Origin of the sequence: Pseudomonas sp. BN414, assembly GCF_029871275.1 — a bacterium.
In the GTDB taxonomy this organism is placed as follows: domain Bacteria; phylum Pseudomonadota; class Gammaproteobacteria; order Pseudomonadales; family Pseudomonadaceae; genus Metapseudomonas; species Metapseudomonas resinovorans_C.
In genome coordinates, this window is record NZ_SSOL01000065.1 from 56,833 (window position 1) to 73,146 (window position 16,314).

Genomic DNA, 16,314 nt, shown 5'->3' on the forward strand with positions numbered 1-16,314 from the left:
CCTCCGGAAGCGGGCTCAGGCCCGCTCCTCGCCGTGGATGCCCTTGAACACCAGGCGGTGGAAGTGATGCACCAGGTGCTCGCTCTCGTTGCTGCGCTGGGCGTCGATCATGTAGCGGCCCTGGTCGTAGCCGAGGGAATGCAGGCCCTTCTGCACGGTGATGTTGAGTTCGATGTCTTCCGGCCCCAGCTCTTCGTTCATCCAGCGCATGCAGGCCTTGCTGACCTCCGCTGTCTCTTCGTTCGAGCTGTAGTAGCCGAAGCGCAGCAGGGAACGCTCGGCATCCAGCGGAATCATGATGAAGGTGCCGAGGAACTCGGAGAACGGGAAGGTGTAGAAGGTGTTGTTCGGCCACATGCCGATGTTGAAGAAGCACTCGTCCGGGTTCAGGTCTTCCCGCAACTTCACGCCGTAGGCTTCGCCGGCCTGGAGGTTGGCAGGGGCGATGTAGGTCCACCAGTTGTCGCGCTTGGTCAGGCGGTAGCCCTTGAAGTCGATCAGCTTGGCCAAGTCGATGTGGCAGGGGCCGGACAGCTTGAAGTGATAACCCTCGATGGAGTTGTCCATGATCACTTTCCAGTTGGCCGGCACGATCACGTCCTGTTCCTCGATCAGGCGCATGCGTTCGAGGTTGGGGAACACCCGGTGCATCTCCTCGTTGGCGCCGGGGAACAGTTCGGCCAGGGACGGCGCCTTGGGGTCGAGGTTGAAGTAGATGAAGCCGCCCAGCTCCTCCACCCGCACCTGCGGGATGTTGAATTGCTGCAGCTCGAAGTCCTTCATCCGCTCGCAACGCGGCGCGCTGCGCAGGCTGCCGTCCATCTCGTAGCACCAGGAGTGGTAGGCGCAGCGCACCACGCCGCCGGTGGTGCCACGACGGCTTTCCAGCAGGCGGTTGCCGCGGTGCTGGCAGACGTTGTGGAAGGCGCGAATCTCGCCCTTCATGCTGCGCGCCACCACCACGCTCTGGTCGAACAGGTCCACGACCACGTACTGGCCCGGCTCGCGGAACTCGCTCTTGTGCCCGGCCACGTGCCAGGAGCGCATGAAGATGCGGTCACGCTCGGCCTTGAACAGGCTCTCATCGATGAAGTAGCGCGACGGCAGGGTGAAGGCGGTTTCGGGGTCCTGTTCGGCCCAGCCTTCGATGGAGGTTTGCAGTTTGATGGCTTCGACGGATTGCATGATCGGTACTCCTCCCAGGTGTTGTTCGTGCGGCTCGGCGGCCTGCTTTGGGAGCCAATCTAGGGGAGCGAAAATGGGCGGAATTGACGTCAAGCGACGAGTTGCCAGCGCAAAATATCAACACCCTCCCCCGCCGTTCCTGGCTGCGGCAGAAGATGTCGTTTCCCATCAAGTCGCCGGTTTTACCCCTCCTATCCTCGGGCAGGCGAAGGGGCCTGAAGAGCCCCACAGCATCCCGCTGACTTCTGCCGTAGCCGCCCGATAGGAGCGTCAACCATGTCGAAGAAAGTCCTGTGCCTGCTCGCTGCATCCCTGCTCACCAGCCACTCGCTCAGCGCCCTGGCGGCCGAGCCCGCCAGCTGCAAGACCGTGCGCATGGCGGAGGTCGGCTGGGCCGATATCTCCGCCACCACTGGCCTGGCCAGCACCTTGCTCAAGGGGCTGGGCTACAAGCCGCAGACCCAGCTGGCGTCCATTCCCATGGCCTACATGGGCATGGAGAAGAACAACATCGATGTCTATCTGGGCGCCTGGATGCCCTCGATGGAAGTGATCGCCAAGCCCTTCCTGGAGAAAGGCAGTGTGGAGAAAGTGCGCACCAATCTGCTAGGCGCCAAGTACACGCTGGCGGTGCCGGAATACACCTTCGATGCCGGGCTGAAGGACTTCAAGGACATCGGCCGCTTCCGCCAGCAACTGGAGGGGCACATCTACGGCATCGAACCCGGCAATGACGGCAACCTGCTGATTCAGGGGTTGATCGACAAGGGCCAGTTCGGCCTCAACGGCTTCAAGCTGGTGGAGTCCAGCGAGGCCGGCATGCTGGTGCAGGTACGCCGCGCCATGCAGGCACAGAAGCCCGTGGTGTTCCTGGCCTGGGAGCCGCACCCGATGAACACGAAGTTCGCCATTCGCTACCTCAGCGGCGGTGACGCCAGCTTCGGCCCCAACTTCGGCAGCGCAGTAGTGGATACCCACACGCGCAAGGGCTACAGCGCGGAGTGCGGCAATGTCGGCGCCCTGCTGAAGAACCTGGAGTTCAGCCTGGCCATGGAGAACCAGATCATGGGTGCCATCCTCGACGACAAGGAACAACCCGAAGCGGCGGCCAAGGCCTGGTTGAAGGCCAATCCGCAGGTGCTGGAACAGTGGCTGGCGGGGGTGACGACCTATGACGGGGCGGCGGCGCTGCCGGCGGTGAAAGGAAGTCTCGGGTTGTAGGTAGGACTCCGTAGGTTGGGCTGAGCGCAGCGAAGCCCAATAATCCGAGCACCGTTGGGCTTCGCGTAGCTCAGCCACAACCTACAGGTTCGCCCCGCCTGTGCCCGCGCCGCCGTCTAGACTGCTTCCATTCCCACCGAAAGGAAGCGCCATGCCTGACGCCACGGAAGTCCTGCTCGATTTCGCCAGCGCCCTTGCCGTCGGCTTGTTGATAGGCGCCGAGCGCGGCTGGCGCGAGCGCAACAAGGAAGCGCTGCGACTGGTTGCCGGCATCCGCTCGTTCGGCCTCACCGGGCTGCTCGGCGGATTCGCCTCCTTCCTTGGCGAGCAGTTCGGCACGGCGGTGTGGGTGGCGATCTTCGCCTGCTTCGCCGTGCTGGTCATCGCCTCCTACTTTGGCGAGCTGGTGTATATCGGCGACCTCGGGCTCTCCACCGAACTGGCGTTGCTGATCACCTTCCTCCTCGGCAGCCTGGCGGTTGCCGGCCACCACGTGCTGTCCGGCGCCGGTGCCGTAGTGGTCGCGCTGTTGCTGAGTCTCAAGGACGCCCTGAACCACGCCCTGCAACGGCTCAGTGAGGAGGAGCTGCTGGCCGCCCTCAAGCTGCTGTTCATCTCGGTGGTGCTGCTGCCGATCCTGCCCAACAAGGGTTACGGCCCGTGGGAGGTGTTCAATCCCTACGCCACCTGGTGGATGGTGGTGCTGATCGCCGCACTGGGCTTCGCCGCCTACTTCGCCATCCGCCTGGTGGGCACCCAGCGCGGGTTGCTGCTGACCGCCTTGCTCGGCGGCACCGTGTCCTCCACCGCCATGACCATCACCCTGTCCCACCTGCAGGAACACCGTGCCCTGCGCCCGCTGCTGGCGGCGGGCCTTCTGGCGACATCGGCGCTGATGTTTCCCCGCGTACTGCTTGAGGTAGGGCTGGTGAACCCGGCCCTGCTGTCGCGCCTGGCCTGGCCGCTGGGTATCGCGGCGCTGGTCTATGCAGCGGGGGCACTGTTTTTCTGGCGAGTCGCGGCCAACCGCGAATCGCCCAACGCCGAGCCGCCGCTGAAGAACCCCTTCGAGTTGGGCCCTGCCCTGCGCTTCGCTGCCCTGCTGGCGCTGATCCTGCTTCTAGTGGAGGCCGCCCGGCGTTACCTGGGAGACGTGGGCGTCTACCTGGTCTCGCTGCTCTCGGGCCTGACGGACGTCGACGCCATCACCCTGTCCCTGGCACGGGGCGCCAACCGTGAACTGGGGGCGGAAGTGGCCGTGCGCGGCATCTTCCTGGCGGTGCTGAGCAACAGCCTGGTCAAGGCCGGATTGATTGCGGTGATCGGCGGCAAAGGGCTGGCGCTGCGCACCTTCCCCTTCATCGGTGGCGGCCTGCTGGCGGGTACGGTGGCCTTGCTGATGGTTTAGGGATTCAGCGCTTCAGGAAGCCCTTCAGCAGCTCGCCAACACGCTCGCCCAGTTCCTGGTTGGCCGAGAGTTGCAGCCCTCGCGCCAGCTCGCTGTCCACCACCTGCTCCACCAACGGACGCAGCGCCAGCAATTGGCGATTGAGTTCGTCCAGTTCGCTTACATGGGGCAGGCTGTTGGAGAGCAGCGGGTTGACCAGGTGCTCGACGATCATCCGCACGATGCCGGCGGACACCGGCTCCACCTGGCGACGGATAGCGACGAATTGGACCAGCAGCACGTCCAGCGGAATCCCGGAGCGGTAGAGCTGCACACCCGCGCCGAACACCCGTGGATTGAGCACCCGCAAGTGATCACCGGCGAACTCGATCAGGCCCAGCTCGCGAGCGCGGTCCATGTTGTCGTCGGTGAGGTCGGCGCCGAACAGCGCCTGCACTTCGTCGAAGCCCAGCCGCGTGGGCTCCACCAGGTTCCAGGCGCCGACTATGGCCTGCTCCAGTCCCAGCACGTGAGCTAGGTCCTGGCCCTGCTCCCAGGCGTCCAGCAGCTCGCGGATGCTGGCGATGCTGTAGCCGCGCTCCAGCAACTGGCCGATCAGCCGCAGCCGGGCGAGGTGCTCGCCGTTGTAGATGCCCACCCTTCCACGCCGCTCCGGTGGCGGCAGCAGGCCGCGGTCCTGATAGGCGCGCAGGTTGCGTACCGTGGTTCCGGCCTCAAGGGCCAGTTCGTCCACCGTGTATTCGGCGTCCGGCACTACCGGAGGCTCGCCGGCCTGGTTGAGGAGTTTGCTGAGAAAGGAGGGGACATTTTTCATGGGCCGGATCATATCGCCGCCCCTCTTCCCCCAACAACAGCGTCCGGAATGGCCCAACCATTGGCTGGACTTGCCATGCCGAACTGCGCCGCATAGCGCCATAACCCTCCCGAAACCGCTCTGATCCGGGCATCTCCAGCATCAGGTAACGCGGTAACAGCCCTTTCGATGACTGCGGCCAGTCTCTGGCCAGGGGCGGATTGGCTGTTCAAGAATTACCGTGACATCAAGTGATGTAACAGTCATGACACGGAGACCCCCATGCCAGTCCTCATTGCCCAAGACCGCGCCGAGCCCTTCTGGCAGGTGACCCTATGAATGCCCCATTGCTGGAGCCCCAACGCTTCACCGTAATGGGCGACGGCGTTGAACTGGCCGCTTACCGCTGGGGCAATGCCAGCGGCCCGACCCTGCTGCTGGTGCATGGCTACCCCGACAATCATGCCGTCTGGTTGCCGCTGATCCGCGAGTTGGCAGTGGATCACCAGATCATCGCCTATGACGTGCGCGGCGCCGGTGCCTCGGACATCCCGCGCAAGACCCGGGACTATCGACTGGCCAGGCTGGCCAATGACCTGGAGGCCGTCGTCAGGGTCGCCAGCCCGGATCGCCCGGTGCACCTCGTGGCCCATGACTGGGGCTCGATCCAGTCCTGGGAAGCGGTGACCGAACCTCGTATCCAGCCGCTGCTGGCTTCCTACACGACCATCTCCGGCCCTTGCCTCGACCATGTCGGCCACTGGATGCGTGCACGCTTGAAAGAGCGGCGCGTGAGTGCGCTCGGCCGGGTGATCGGGCAACTGGTCAGCTCCTGGTACATCGGTTTCTTCCACACCCCGCTGGTACCGGAACTGCTCTGGCGCGCCGGACTCGCCCGCGCCTGGCCGACACTGCTGCAGCGGCTGGAAGGGGTGCGCGAATCGCGCCCCAATCCGACCCAGGCGTCCGATGGGCAGCATGGGGTCAAGCTCTACCGCGCCAACTTCATCACCAGCCTGTTCCGCCCGCGCCTGCGTCGCACCGATCTGCCGGTGCAACTGATCGTGCCCACCCGCGACCGTTTCGTGCGCCCGCAGCTCTTCCAGGACCTGCAGCATTGGGCGCCCCGGTTGTGGCGTCGCGAAGTGGCCGCCGGGCACTGGCAACTGATGGCCGACCCCACTCGCCTGGCAGGTTGGCTCCGTGAATTCGTCAGCCACCTGGAAAGTGGTGACACCAGCCGCGTCGTGCAGCTGGGCCTGCCCGCCTGAGGAGCCGTCCGTGAACCCACCGCATCATCGCCTCGAACAGCGCAAGGTGCGCTTCGATTTCGTCGACACGCCGCTGCACTGGGTGCCGAACGAGCCGGAGGCCTCGCACATCATGAACACCCTGCACCTGATCCTTCCGGCGGGGGAGTTCTGGTTCTGCCGGGTCTACAACAAGGCCCTGCCGCTGATTACCGATGAGCAGCTACGCGAGGACGTGCGCGGCTTCGTGCGCCAGGAAGCGCAGCACGCCCGCGCCCACGACAGTGCGCTGGCGCCTTATCTGGAACGCCACGGCATCGACCCAACGCCCTTCACCCGAGGCATCTACTGGCTGTTCGAGAAGGTGCTGTGCGATTACCCCCTGGGCGAAAACGCCATCACCCGCTGGCTGCAACCCTGGTGGCTGCGCCAACGGGTCGGACTGATTGCCGCGGTGGAACATTTCACCTGCGTGCTGGGCAACTGGATCATCACCACCCGCAGCCTGGATGCTGCCGACCCGGTGATGCTCGACCTGTTGCGCTGGCACGGCGCCGAGGAAGTGGAGCACCGCTGCGTGGCCCACGACCTGCACGTGCATCTCGAGGGCAGCCTGCTGATGCGCTGGTTCTACATGCTGGTGGCCAGCGGCGCGCTGATCTTCCTGTTCAGCCGCTCCATGCGCACGCTGATGCGCCAGGACCCGACCACTCGCAACCACCGCGGCTTCCTGCGTCTCTGGCGCAGCCTGGGCAAGCGCGACATGCTGCCGCCGATGGGCAGCATCGGCGTGGCGGTGCTGCGCTACTTCCGGCCGGACTTCCACCCCCGCACCGAAGGGGACCTGCAGGTGGCGCTGGATTACCTGGCGAGTTCGACGGCGGCGCGAAGGGCGGCGGCGGAGGCGGGTTGAACTTGTGGGAAGTTCCGTGTGGGAATCCACTACCCTCTCCCCCGGCCCCTCTCCCTGAAGAGGAGAGGGGTGACTCGCTCTGGCAGCTCAGTGCCATCCGGCAGACACCTTTCCTGTGGGAGCGAATTCATTCGCGAATCGTAGGTTGTGGCTGAGCTACGCGAAGCCCAACAGTCGGGCCCCGTGAGGTCTCACCCCTCGAACTGCTCATCCAGCAACGGCAAACCGGCCGCCCTTTCCAGCAGATCATTGGGAATGCTCTTGCTGGCGCGGGCGCCGAGCAGCTTGAGGTTTTCCACGCGGCTGATCAGGTTGCCGCGGCCATCCACCAGCTTGTTGCGCGCATTGGCGTAAGCCTTGTCGAGCTGTTGCAGGCGGCTGCCCATTTCGTCCAGGTCCTGGACGAAGGCGACGAACTTGTCATACAGCGCCCCTGCGCGCTCGGCGATCTCGCGGGCGTTCTGGCTTTGCCGCTCCTGGCGCCACAGGCTGTCGATCACCCGCAGGGTGGCCAGCAAGGTGGTCGGGCTGACAATCACGATGTGTTGCTCGAAGGCTTCCTGGAACAGGCCCGGATCAGCCTGCAAGGCGGCGGCGAAGGCCGCTTCGATGGGCACGAATAGCAGCACGAAGTCGAGGCTGTGCAGGCCCTCCAGGCGCTGGTAATCCTTCACCGACAAACCTTTCAGGTGACTGCGCAAAGACAGCACGTGCTGCTTCAGCGCCAGGCTGCGGGTCGCTTCGTCTTCGGCGGCGATCAGGGCCTGGTAGGCAGTCAGGCTGACTTTCGCGTCCACGACGACCTGCTTGTCCCCCGGCAGCTGGATCAACACGTCGGGCTGGAAGCGTTCGCCCTCGGCGCTCTTCAGGCTGACCTGGGTCTGGTACTCACGTCCCTTCTCCAGGCCGGCGTGTTCCAGCACCCGTTCCAGCACCAGTTCGCCCCAGTTGCCCTGGGTCTTCTGGCCCTTAAGGGCGCGGGTGAGGTTGGTGGCTTCATCGCCCAGGCGCTGGTTGAGCTGTTGCAGGCGCTCCAGTTCCTTGCCAAGGGAGAATCGCTCTCGGGCCTCCTGTTGATAGCTTTCTTCCACCCGCTTCTCGAAGGCCTGGATGCGCTCCTTGAGTGGATCGAGCAACTGGCCGAGACGCTGCTGGCTGGTTTCGGCGAAACGCTGTTCGCGTTCGTCGAAGATCTTCCCGGCCAGTTCCGCGAACTGTGCGCGCAGGTCGTCGCGAGCCGCCTGCAAGTCGCCAAGGCGCTGCTCATGGGCTTCGCGCTGTTCGCGCAGTTCGGCCTCCAGGCCCGCGCGGTCGGCATCCAGGCGACGCAACTCGGCATCTTTGCGTTCGCGCTCCTGGTTCCAGGCCAGCAGCGCTTCCCGGGCACTCTGGCGTTCCACACCGAGCAATTCGGCCTCTCGCCGCAGCGCCGCCAGCTCGGCCTGCTGGGCGGCATTCAGGTGGTTGAGCTCGCGGTTCTCGTCGCGACTGTCATCCAGTTGCACGGCGAGGCCATCCTGGGCCAGTTGGGCATTGGCCAGGCGCTCTTCAAGCAGCGTCTGCTCGGTTTGCAGGGCAGTGAGCTTGCGTTGTTGCTGCCAGACCAGGCCCAGCAGGGGCACGGCGGCAGCCAACAGGCCGATCAACAGGTTGGGGATATCTAGGGGCATGAGCGGCTCCGCGCTGGAATGCCGGGAGTATACCCAGCGGCGCGGGGCGCGATCAGGGCAGTGCGATCAGGGTTAAAGCGAGAGGCTGCCGAGCAGGCGTTTGGCTTCGTGGGAACCCTGGGCGGCGGCCTGTTCCAGCCAGTGGCGGGCCTGTTCCGGCTCGTTGATGCGTGGCTGGCTGCACAGGCGACCCAGTTCGAGTTGCGCGCGGCGGTCACCGGCGCGGGCGGCCTGGCGCAGCAGGTCCAGGCCGATGCGGCGGTCACGCTGGTTGCCGCAATCGCGGCAGAGCATCTGTCCCAGACGGCTCTGCGCCGCGACCACGCCTTCTCGTGCCGGTTGCTTGAGCAGGTTGCCGGCGATGCGTTTCACGCTTGGTGCCTGGCCCAGGCGCGGGCTGTCCAGCAACCAGAGGGCGACGCGGGTCGGCAGGGTTTGCTGGTTGGAAACGGTTTGGGCGGGGACGCGGTACTTCATGAAACGGGGCAGGGTGGCCGGAAAGGCGCGCAACTCTACTCCTTTTTTTTGGCAGGTAAAGTCTTGCAATTGCCGCAGGTCGCGTTCTAGAGCAACTGCTCGGGACAATCCACAGAACCTGTGGATAACTCTGTGAAGAAGATGCTCGAAACGTCACCAAGTGCTCATGGATCGTGGGCTCCGTTCAAACTGATGATTTTTTCACCAATTATAAAATTCCTTATTTTTCATGTAGTTACGAATAGATCACTGAGAATCAAGCGCTTACGGAGCTTTTCGAGTGGGTTTTGCGAGGCTGCTTCCCGACTGTGCACAACTTGAACCTGTCAATACCTGGCTTGCCCCGTTGCGGGGCATTTCCGTCTGAAATGCGCCTGGAGCCGGTGTTGCACGGGCGTTCCAGGCAGCGACGAATGGCACGAAAAAGGGTCTGTGGGGCCCCTTTCCCAAGCTGGTACGGACGTACTTCTGCGCCAACTCTGTGCACAAGTTCGTCCCTGACTTGTACGGACCCTTTCCCGCAGCCCCATGAAGGCTCTTAGAATGCTCAGCCTCCCCTTCGAACGCGCCTGCCCATGGACAAGATCCGCATTCACCGTCTGATCCTCGACAAGCTCGCCGTCGACCTGCAGCTGCTGCAACGCGCGGCGCAGGCCGCCTACGAGGCGGCGACCCACGAGGAAAACATCGCCGAGAACAAGTACGACACCCTCGGCCTCGAGGCTTCCTACCTGGCCACCGGGCAGGCGCGCCGTGCCGCCGAGATCAAACAGGCGCTGGGCCTGTTCGAGAACCTCAGCCTGCGCCCGTTCGACCCAGCGCGCGGTATCCAGCTCAGCGCCCTCGTGCTGCTGGCTGCGGAGGACGGGAGCGAGCAACGGCTGTTCCTCGGTCCCGAGGCGGCGGGCCTGAAGGTGGTGGACGCGGGCGAGGAAATCACGGTGATCAGTCCACGCTCTCCGCTGGGACAGGCCTTGCTGGGCAAGGTCGAAGGCGCGGAGGTGACCCTGACCATCGGCAATAGCCAGCAGACCTTCGAGGTGCTGGAGGTACACTGATTCCTGCCGCCCAACGCTTCGGAGGCTCCATGTCTCGCCCACGTCGCATCCTGCGCATCAGTTTCAATCCGCTGGTCCTGACCCTCAGTGTCGCCCTTGGCGTCTGGCTCGGTTTCATCGCAATCGGCCTGACCACCTACCTGGGCTACCAGCTCTACATGGCCGATAACGAGGCCCCGGCAGCCCAGGTGTTCACGCCGCCGCCCGCCCCGCCGCAACCTGCCCCCGAACCTGCGCCAGTGCCGCAAGGCTCGGGTGAAGAGCGCCTGCAGAAGTACGAGGAGAACTACAACGCCACCCAGCGCGCGGACAACGAGCGCCTGGAACGGCTGGAGGAGCAGCGCCGGCTGAACGACGCCAAGTGCCAGTTCTGGACCGAGCAGTACCGCAACGCACCGACCGCCAAGGCCAAGCGCAACATGGACCAGGAGTGCGGGTAGGCGTCTCGTCCGGTTCCCGGGTTCAAGCCGACCAAAGGCAGCCTGGTTCAAGCGGCCGTCACATTGGCCCGGCTAGACTCAGGGCGTGCGCTCTCCACTTTGGCGCCAGAGGCGGTTTGCAATGGGTCCCGAAATCTTCATAGCCCTGATGATCATGGGTTGGCTGCTGGCAGCGGTCGCGCTGCTGTGGGCCATGCTCAGAATTTCCCACCATCACCACCACCATCACATCCGGCCTTCGCCGCCCCACTCCACCCGCTCGTTCCGACGGCAGAAGGCGAAGCACACGCCGGTTACTCCGCACTGAACTTCTTGCAACGCCAAGGGGGCGCAACGCGCCCTTGGCGAATGAATTCGCCCCTACAAAATCCACCAATGCGTCGGTATTTTCTGCGAATTGAGCGTTTGTAGGATGGGTTGAGCTTGCGATACCCATCGCCTTTCCCCGGTGGGAGCGATTTCAATCGCGAATGAATTCGCCCCCACAAAAGAATGGCCTGCAGAACACCCCGTTGTAGGGGCGATTTCAATCGCCATGGGCAGCGCAGCTGCCCCAAAGAGGTCAAGGCCGGACCTGCGGCCCGGTTGGCGAATGAATTCGCCCCTACAGAAAAGCGGCGACCTCGATGGTCAGCTCAAAGGCAAATCGCTCCCACAGAAATGTTCGGGATCAGGCAGCGATCTGCATCGATCTAGTGAAAATCCCGACTCCTGATATCGAGCCCGCTGAGCAAGGGGGTCAGGTCGCTCAGGCGACGGGCGATGAGGTGGCGAACGCCGTCCACCGATTCCAGCCGGCCTTCCACCTGCAGGAGTTGCGAGCTCAGCAGCACCCGGCGCTGGCGCTCGGCGAGGTCGTGCCAGACCACCACATTGACCATGCCGAACTCGTCTTCCAGGGTCACGAAGATCACCCCGCTGGCGGTCTGCGGACGCTGGCGTCCGACCGCCAGACCGGCAACGCGGGTGTTCCGTCCATGCTCCAGCGCCAGCAGCTCCCGCGAGCTGCGGCAACGTCGTTTGCGCAGTTCGCCCCGTAGCAGGGCCATGGGGTGCGGTCCGAGGGTGGTGCCCAGCGTGGCGTAGTCGGTCAGCATGTCTTCACCGACGCTGGGCAGCGGCAAGGGCACCTGGGTTTCCTCCTGCTCCGGCAGATCGGCGAAGAGCGGCGCCTGCACCTCCACCCCGGCTACCGCCCAGCGCGCCCGATGGCGGTGTCCGGCCAGGCCGCACAGAGCACCGGAATCGGCCAGCAGTTCGCGGGCGCGGGCATCCAGACGGACGCGCTGGATAAGGTCGCCCACGCTGATGAACGCCCTCGCCTGCCGCACCTCTTCGATACGCCGCGCATCGTCTTCACGAAAACCACGCACCATCCGCAGGCCGAGGCGAATGGCCAGTTCGCTCCCCTGCCCCGTGGGCTCCAGGGAACAATCCCAATCGGAATGCCGCACATCCACCGGGCGCACTTCGAGGCCATGGCGGCGGGCGTCCTGCAGCACCTGGTCCGGGCTGTAGAAACCCATGGGCCAGCTGTTGATCAGGGCACAGGCATAGGCGGCCGGCTCATGGCATTTCAACCAGCAACTGGCGTAGGTGAGCAGCGCGAAGCTGGCGGCGTGGGACTCGGGGAAGCCATAGCTGCCAAAGCCTTTGATCTGCTCGAAGATCTGATCGATGAACGCCTGTTCATAGCCCTTGGCGCGCATCCGCGACGTCAGCCGCTGGCGATGGTGCTCCAGGCCGCCGTGACGCTTCCAGGCGGCCATGTTGCGGCGCAGCTCATCCGCCTCGCCGGGGCTGTAGTCGGCGGCGACCATGGCCAGTTGCATCACCTGCTCCTGGAACAGCGGCACGCCCAGGGTTCGCTCGAAAACGGGGATGAGTTCCTCCTTGGGATAGGTCACCTTTTCCTCGCCCTTCCGCCTGCGCAGGTAGGGATGGACCATGTTGCCCTGGATGGGCCCCGGCCGGACGATGGCGACCTGGATCACCAGGTCATAGAAGGTCTCGGGTTTCAGGCGCGGCAGCATGGACATCTGTGCCCGCGACTCGATCTGGAATACACCGATGGTGTCGGCGCGGCCGATCATCTCGTAGGTGGCCGGGTCTTCCTTGGGCAAGGTGGCCAGGGTCCAGCGGGTGCCGCGGTAGTGCTCGATCAGGCCGAAGCAACGACGCAGGGCACTGAGCATGCCGAGGGCCAGCACATCCACCTTGAGCAGGCCCACCAGGTCGAGGTCATCCTTGTCCCACTGGATGACGGTGCGCTCGGCCATGGTGGCATTCTCCACGGGCACCAGGCTGGCCAGCGGCGCTTCGGATATCACGAAGCCGCCGGGGTGCTGCGAGAGGTGACGGGGAAAGCCAATCAGCTCGTTGGTCAACGCCACCACCCGGAGCAGCACCGGGCTCTCCGGATCGAAGCCGACCTCTCGCAGGCGCTCCGCCGACGGAGGCTTGTCGCTCCAGCCGCCACAACAGTCAGCCAGCGCGTTGACCTGGTCCGGTGGCAGGCCGAGGGCCTTGGCCACATCACGCACGGCGCCCGCGCCGTGGTAGGTGTTGACCACGGCGGTGAGCGCCGCCCTGCCCCGGCCATAGCGGTTGAACAGGTACTGGATGACTTCTTCGCGACGCTCGTGTTCGAAGTCGACGTCGATATCCGGAGGCTCGTTGCGCTCCCGTGACATGAAGCGCTCGAACAGGAGTTCGGTGAAGACGCAGAGGTCCAGTTCGGTTATCCCCAGGGCGAAGCACACCACCGAGTTGGCCGCTGAGCCCCGGCCCTGGCAGAGGATGTGCCGGCTGCGAGCGAACTCGACGATGTCGTACACCGTGAGGAAGTAGCTCTCGTAACCCAGCTCGACAATCAGTGCGAGTTCCTTCTCCACCAGCGTTCGCGCCTTCTGCGGGACACCGTCCGGCCAGCGCCTGAGCATGCCCTTCTCCGTTTCCGCGCGAAGCCAACTGCCTGGGCTGTGGCCTTCCGGCACCAGCTCGCGGGGGTACTGGTAATTCAGTTGCCCGAGGTTGAACACGCAGCGACGGGCGATGCGTATCGACTCGGCCAGCAGGGGGTCCGGGTAGAGGCCGGCCAGCACGTTGCGAGGACGCAGGTGCCGCTCGCCATTGGGAAACAACCGGTACCCGGCCTCCGCCACCGTGCAGTGGTGGCGCACGGCGGTCATGCAATCCTGCAGGGCTCGGCGACCACGGGCATGCATGTGCACATCGCCCGTCGCCACGGGCGGAATACCGAGACGCTCGGCCAGGGCCAACAGGTTCGTCAGGCGGTTAGCGTCGTCCGCGCCCTGGTGCAGTTCCACCGCCAGCCACAGCCGGTCGGGGAAGCACTGCTGCAACCAGAGTCCATCGCGATCATCGTTTTCACGTTCGGGTATCCAAAGGGCCAGCAGACCGTCCATGGGTTCGGCCAGGTCATCCCGCAGCAGGCGGTATTCCCCCTTCTTCGCCCGTCGCCGGGCCTGGGTGATGAGACGACAGAGGTGCTGGTAACCCGTCAGGTCTTCCACCAGCAGCACCAGCCTGGGGCCGCCGTCGACGCGCATTTCGCTGCCGATCACCAGGGGCACTCCGGTTTCCTTCGAGGCCTGCCAGGCCCGGACGATGCCGGCCAGGGTGCATTCGTCGGTGATCGCCAATGCCTCGTAGCCATGCTTCTTGGCGCGCTGGAACAGCTCACTGGCGCTGGAGGCCCCGCGCTGGAAGCTGAAGTTGGACAGGCAGTGCAGCTCGGCATAGGCGCTCATGCGAACCAGCCCTGCAACAGCAGCGGCCCCTCCCCGTTCACCCTGCGGAAGGCCCAGCCGCGCTGGCCGTTGCGGGTTTCCACCAGGTAGTAGTCGCGGCGCACATCGCCACCATCCCACCAGCCGGATTCGATCCGCTCGGGACCGGCGAGAATACGCACGGACGACTCCCGCAGGACCTGCGGTTCGCGCAGCAGCCAGCCGGGGCGCGGCGGACTGGACGGTAGCGACGTCGACAGCACGTCGGCATCCAGTTGCCAGGCGCATTCGGGACGGTGATCGGCGCGGGCCGCCAGGCTATGCACCGCATCGTCCCCGAGACGTGCCCGCAGGCGTTCACGCAGTTGTTCCCAAGGCAGGGATTGCTGCGGGCGCTCGTCGAACAGCTCACGCCGTTCCGGCACGAAAGCCGGCAAGTCCCGCGCCTGCAGGCGGAAGGCGCGCACCGGGGCCGGCACCTGCAACTGCTCCAGGCGTCCACGTGCCAGCTCGAAGAGCATGGCCGCCTCACGCTCGGCACTGAGCAACCCCACCGGCACCAGGGTATCGGCGAGATCACGGTGCTCCAGGGAGAGCGTGAATCGCTGCACACCGCTGTCGCGCCCGGCGAGGAAGGCGGCCAGGTCAGCGGTGAGACGGCGCAGGGGGAAGAGCAGCGCCTGATGGGACTCCACTTCGAAGTTCAGCTCGATGCGCAGGTCGAACTCATCCGGCGGCCGGTAGTACTCCAGCGCCAGCGGACGCTCGCCGAGCAGGGTGTCGAGGTGCTGCAGCACGTCTCCCGGGAAGCGGCGGGCCACCGTATCCCGTGGCAGCGCCAGCACCTGTTCCAGGTTGCGCAGCCCCATGCGGGAAAAGGCGGTGGAGGTCTCCCGCGCCAGCCCGGCGCGATCCACCGGCATGCGCCCAAGCGCCTCGCGCAGATCATCCTGGCTCGTCACCGCCAGGCCATCGTAGGCATTGGCCAGCATCCGCGCCGCCGCCGGATTGGGCGCAGCGACGATGCGATGGCGAAAACCAAGCGCCGCCAGCTCCCGTCGCAGCCGTGCCTCGAAGCGTGGCCAGGGACCGAACAGGGCGAAGCTGGATTCCACCTCCAGCAGCAGGCAGCGCGGGTAGCGCAGGCTGACCTGGGAACTGAAGCGATAGGCCCAGGCGGCGAGCAACTGTTGCCAGCGCTCGACCTCTGCCGGGTCGTACTCGACCAGGGTGAAATCGCGGGTCAGGGCATGGGCGGCGGTGAGTGACTGGCCAGGGCGCAAACCCAGTGCCCTGGCCTTGAGATTGAGGGCGCGCAGCACGCGACGCTGCGGGGTGCCGGTCACCAGCGCCAGGGGCGCTTCGGGGTCGGGGTGGCCGCGCAGTACGCCATCCAGCGCCAACTGCGGCAGCAATATGCAAGCCCAGCGCATGCGTCATCGGGCCAGGGCGATGGGGGCCGCGGGTGGCAGGCCGCCCCGGCACTTGAGCACCCGCAATTGCGCCGGCCATCCATCGACGGCGATGCGCACGGCCGCCGGCGACGGGTTCAGGGCGGCTTCCAGAGGACGATAGGCGAAGGCCAGTGTCTGCCCGGTTTCCGCGGCCACCTGCAAACGGCGCAGGGCGCGATCATCGACCTGCTGCGGCCAGCAGAGCACCGCGCCGCAGCTGCCGGAACGCAGGCATTGCTCGGCCGCCCAGAGGGCATCGCGACCGTTCGCCTCCACCAGCGCCAGCCAGCGCAGGTCCACCCCAGCCGCCTGCCAGGCCTGGGGATAAGGGATATGCGGCGGCGCCACCAGCACCACGCGCTCGGCGCTGGCGGTCAGCCGCGCCAGGGTGGGCCAGAGCAGGCGCAGTTCACCCAGGCCCGTGGCTGGGGTGAGGATTTCGCTGAGTGCGGCTTCGGGCCAGCCACCGCCGGGCAAGACCCGGTCCAGGGCGGCCAGGCCAGTGGGTTGCTCGCTGCTGGACGGCAATGCGCCGGGCTGGCCTTTCCAGACCCGCCGCTCATTGAGCAGGGCATCGAGGGCAACGACAGCGCCCATCAGTCCCGCTCACTGCCAGAAGAGAAAAACGGCAGCCCCGGGGCGGGGCTGCCGAAAGGGCCAGGAACAATCATCAAGGCCATTGGGGGAAATCCT

Annotated in this window: 14 protein-coding genes; 7 read left to right on the forward strand and 7 right to left on the reverse strand. The window is 65.4% G+C overall.

Going from position 1 to position 16,314, the window contains the following annotated elements; all coding sequences use genetic code 11:
• Window positions 1-15: 15 nt before the first annotated feature.
• Window positions 16-1,185, reverse strand: coding sequence for an aromatic ring-hydroxylating dioxygenase subunit alpha (locus tag E8E95_RS13270; RefSeq protein ID WP_280350844.1), 1,170 nt, complete (start codon window positions 1,183-1,185; stop codon window positions 16-18).
• A gap of 276 nt (window positions 1,186-1,461) precedes the next feature.
• Here E8E95_RS13270 and E8E95_RS13275 point away from each other — a divergent pair, with 276 nt between their 5' ends.
• Both E8E95_RS13275 and E8E95_RS13280 read left to right on the forward strand, forming a co-directional pair.
• Entirely contained in the window at window positions 1,462-2,406 is a 945-nt protein-coding gene (locus E8E95_RS13275; protein WP_280350846.1) for a choline ABC transporter substrate-binding protein, read from the forward strand.
• Between the two features lie 151 nt (window positions 2,407-2,557).
• The gene (locus tag E8E95_RS13280) at window positions 2,558-3,814 is read left to right on the forward strand and encodes an MgtC/SapB family protein (protein WP_280350848.1); all 1,257 of its coding nucleotides are present in this window, start codon (window positions 2,558-2,560) and stop codon (window positions 3,812-3,814) included.
• A gap of 4 nt (window positions 3,815-3,818) precedes the next feature.
• Here E8E95_RS13280 and E8E95_RS13285 read toward each other — a convergent pair whose 3' ends face one another.
• Complete coding sequence (locus tag E8E95_RS13285) at window positions 3,819-4,628, reverse strand: MerR family transcriptional regulator (protein ID WP_280350850.1); 810 nt, start codon at window positions 4,626-4,628, stop codon at window positions 3,819-3,821.
• 314 nt (window positions 4,629-4,942) lie between these two features.
• On the opposite strand from E8E95_RS13285, the gene E8E95_RS13290 reads away from it, so the two are divergent.
• The gene (locus tag E8E95_RS13290; protein WP_280350852.1) at window positions 4,943-5,878 is read left to right on the forward strand and encodes an alpha/beta fold hydrolase; all 936 of its coding nucleotides are present in this window, start codon (window positions 4,943-4,945) and stop codon (window positions 5,876-5,878) included.
• Window positions 5,879-5,888: 10 nt separating this feature from the next.
• Window positions 5,889-6,770 carry a metal-dependent hydrolase gene (locus E8E95_RS13295; RefSeq protein ID WP_280350854.1) on the forward strand — a complete coding sequence of 294 codons (882 nt, stop codon included), beginning with the start codon at window positions 5,889-5,891 and terminating at the stop codon, window positions 6,768-6,770.
• Between the two features lie 191 nt (window positions 6,771-6,961).
• On the opposite strand, the gene rmuC is transcribed toward E8E95_RS13295, so the two are convergent.
• Both rmuC and E8E95_RS13305 read right to left on the reverse strand, forming a co-directional pair.
• Window positions 6,962-8,326 carry a DNA recombination protein RmuC gene (gene rmuC, locus E8E95_RS13300; protein WP_199824514.1) on the reverse strand — a complete coding sequence of 455 codons (1,365 nt, stop codon included), beginning with the start codon at window positions 8,324-8,326 and terminating at the stop codon, window positions 6,962-6,964.
• Window positions 8,327-8,512: 186 nt separating this feature from the next.
• The gene (locus E8E95_RS13305; RefSeq protein WP_179060550.1) at window positions 8,513-8,917 is read right to left on the reverse strand and encodes an SEL1-like repeat protein; all 405 of its coding nucleotides are present in this window, start codon (window positions 8,915-8,917) and stop codon (window positions 8,513-8,515) included.
• A 575-nt stretch (window positions 8,918-9,492) separates the two neighbouring features.
• On the opposite strand from E8E95_RS13305, the gene E8E95_RS13310 reads away from it, so the two are divergent.
• The 3 genes from E8E95_RS13310 (at window position 9,493) to E8E95_RS13320 (ending at window position 10,722) form a co-directional block, all read left to right on the forward strand.
• Window positions 9,493-9,975 (forward strand): GreA/GreB family elongation factor, encoded by a 483-nt coding sequence (locus E8E95_RS13310; protein ID WP_280350856.1) that lies wholly within the window; start codon window positions 9,493-9,495, stop codon window positions 9,973-9,975.
• A gap of 29 nt (window positions 9,976-10,004) precedes the next feature.
• Complete coding sequence (locus E8E95_RS13315) at window positions 10,005-10,415, forward strand: hypothetical protein (protein WP_280350858.1); 411 nt, start codon at window positions 10,005-10,007, stop codon at window positions 10,413-10,415.
• 121 nt (window positions 10,416-10,536) lie between these two features.
• Window positions 10,537-10,722 carry a hypothetical protein gene (locus E8E95_RS13320; protein ID WP_280350860.1) on the forward strand — a complete coding sequence of 62 codons (186 nt, stop codon included), beginning with the start codon at window positions 10,537-10,539 and terminating at the stop codon, window positions 10,720-10,722.
• Between the two features lie 385 nt (window positions 10,723-11,107).
• Here E8E95_RS13320 and E8E95_RS13325 read toward each other — a convergent pair whose 3' ends face one another.
• Genes E8E95_RS13325 through imuA form a run of 3 tightly spaced genes read right to left on the reverse strand, consistent with a single transcriptional unit; the run spans window position 11,108 to window position 16,218 of the window.
• Window positions 11,108-14,188, reverse strand: coding sequence for an error-prone DNA polymerase (locus E8E95_RS13325; RefSeq protein WP_280350862.1), 3,081 nt, complete (start codon window positions 14,186-14,188; stop codon window positions 11,108-11,110).
• Window positions 14,185-15,600: a DNA polymerase Y family protein gene (locus tag E8E95_RS13330; RefSeq protein WP_280350864.1), complete on the reverse strand. Its 1,416-nt coding sequence runs from the start codon at window positions 15,598-15,600 to the stop codon at window positions 14,185-14,187. Before E8E95_RS13330 ends, E8E95_RS13325 begins: the two co-directional genes overlap by 4 nt.
• A gap of 3 nt (window positions 15,601-15,603) precedes the next feature.
• Entirely contained in the window at window positions 15,604-16,218 is a 615-nt protein-coding gene (gene imuA, locus E8E95_RS13335) for a translesion DNA synthesis-associated protein ImuA (protein ID WP_280350867.1), read from the reverse strand.
• Window positions 16,219-16,314: the final 96 nt, after the last annotated feature.

What these genes read in the sequence shown, in the direction of transcription:
- E8E95_RS13290 (WP_280350852.1), top strand. Translation starts at nt 4,943, where the DNA reads ATGAATGCCCCATTGCTGGAGCCCCAACGCTTCACCGTAATGGGCGAC.
- E8E95_RS13310 (WP_280350856.1), top strand. Translation starts at nt 9,493, where the DNA reads ATGGACAAGATCCGCATTCACCGTCTGATCCTCGACAAGCTCGCCGTC.
- E8E95_RS13315 (WP_280350858.1), top strand. Translation starts at nt 10,005, where the DNA reads ATGTCTCGCCCACGTCGCATCCTGCGCATCAGTTTCAATCCGCTGGTC.
- E8E95_RS13305 (WP_179060550.1), bottom strand. Translation starts at nt 8,917, where the DNA reads ATGAAGTACCGCGTCCCCGCCCAAACCGTTTCCAACCAGCAAACCCTG.
- E8E95_RS13280 (WP_280350848.1), top strand. Translation starts at nt 2,558, where the DNA reads ATGCCTGACGCCACGGAAGTCCTGCTCGATTTCGCCAGCGCCCTTGCC.
- E8E95_RS13275 (WP_280350846.1), top strand. Translation starts at nt 1,462, where the DNA reads ATGTCGAAGAAAGTCCTGTGCCTGCTCGCTGCATCCCTGCTCACCAGC.
- E8E95_RS13285 (WP_280350850.1), bottom strand. Translation starts at nt 4,628, where the DNA reads ATGAAAAATGTCCCCTCCTTTCTCAGCAAACTCCTCAACCAGGCCGGC.
- E8E95_RS13330 (WP_280350864.1), bottom strand. Translation starts at nt 15,600, where the DNA reads ATGCGCTGGGCTTGCATATTGCTGCCGCAGTTGGCGCTGGATGGCGTA.
- imuA (WP_280350867.1), bottom strand. Translation starts at nt 16,218, where the DNA reads ATGGGCGCTGTCGTTGCCCTCGATGCCCTGCTCAATGAGCGGCGGGTC.
- E8E95_RS13270 (WP_280350844.1), bottom strand. Translation starts at nt 1,185, where the DNA reads ATGCAATCCGTCGAAGCCATCAAACTGCAAACCTCCATCGAAGGCTGG.
- E8E95_RS13325 (WP_280350862.1), bottom strand. Translation starts at nt 14,188, where the DNA reads ATGAGCGCCTATGCCGAGCTGCACTGCCTGTCCAACTTCAGCTTCCAG.
- E8E95_RS13320 (WP_280350860.1), top strand. Translation starts at nt 10,537, where the DNA reads ATGGGTCCCGAAATCTTCATAGCCCTGATGATCATGGGTTGGCTGCTG.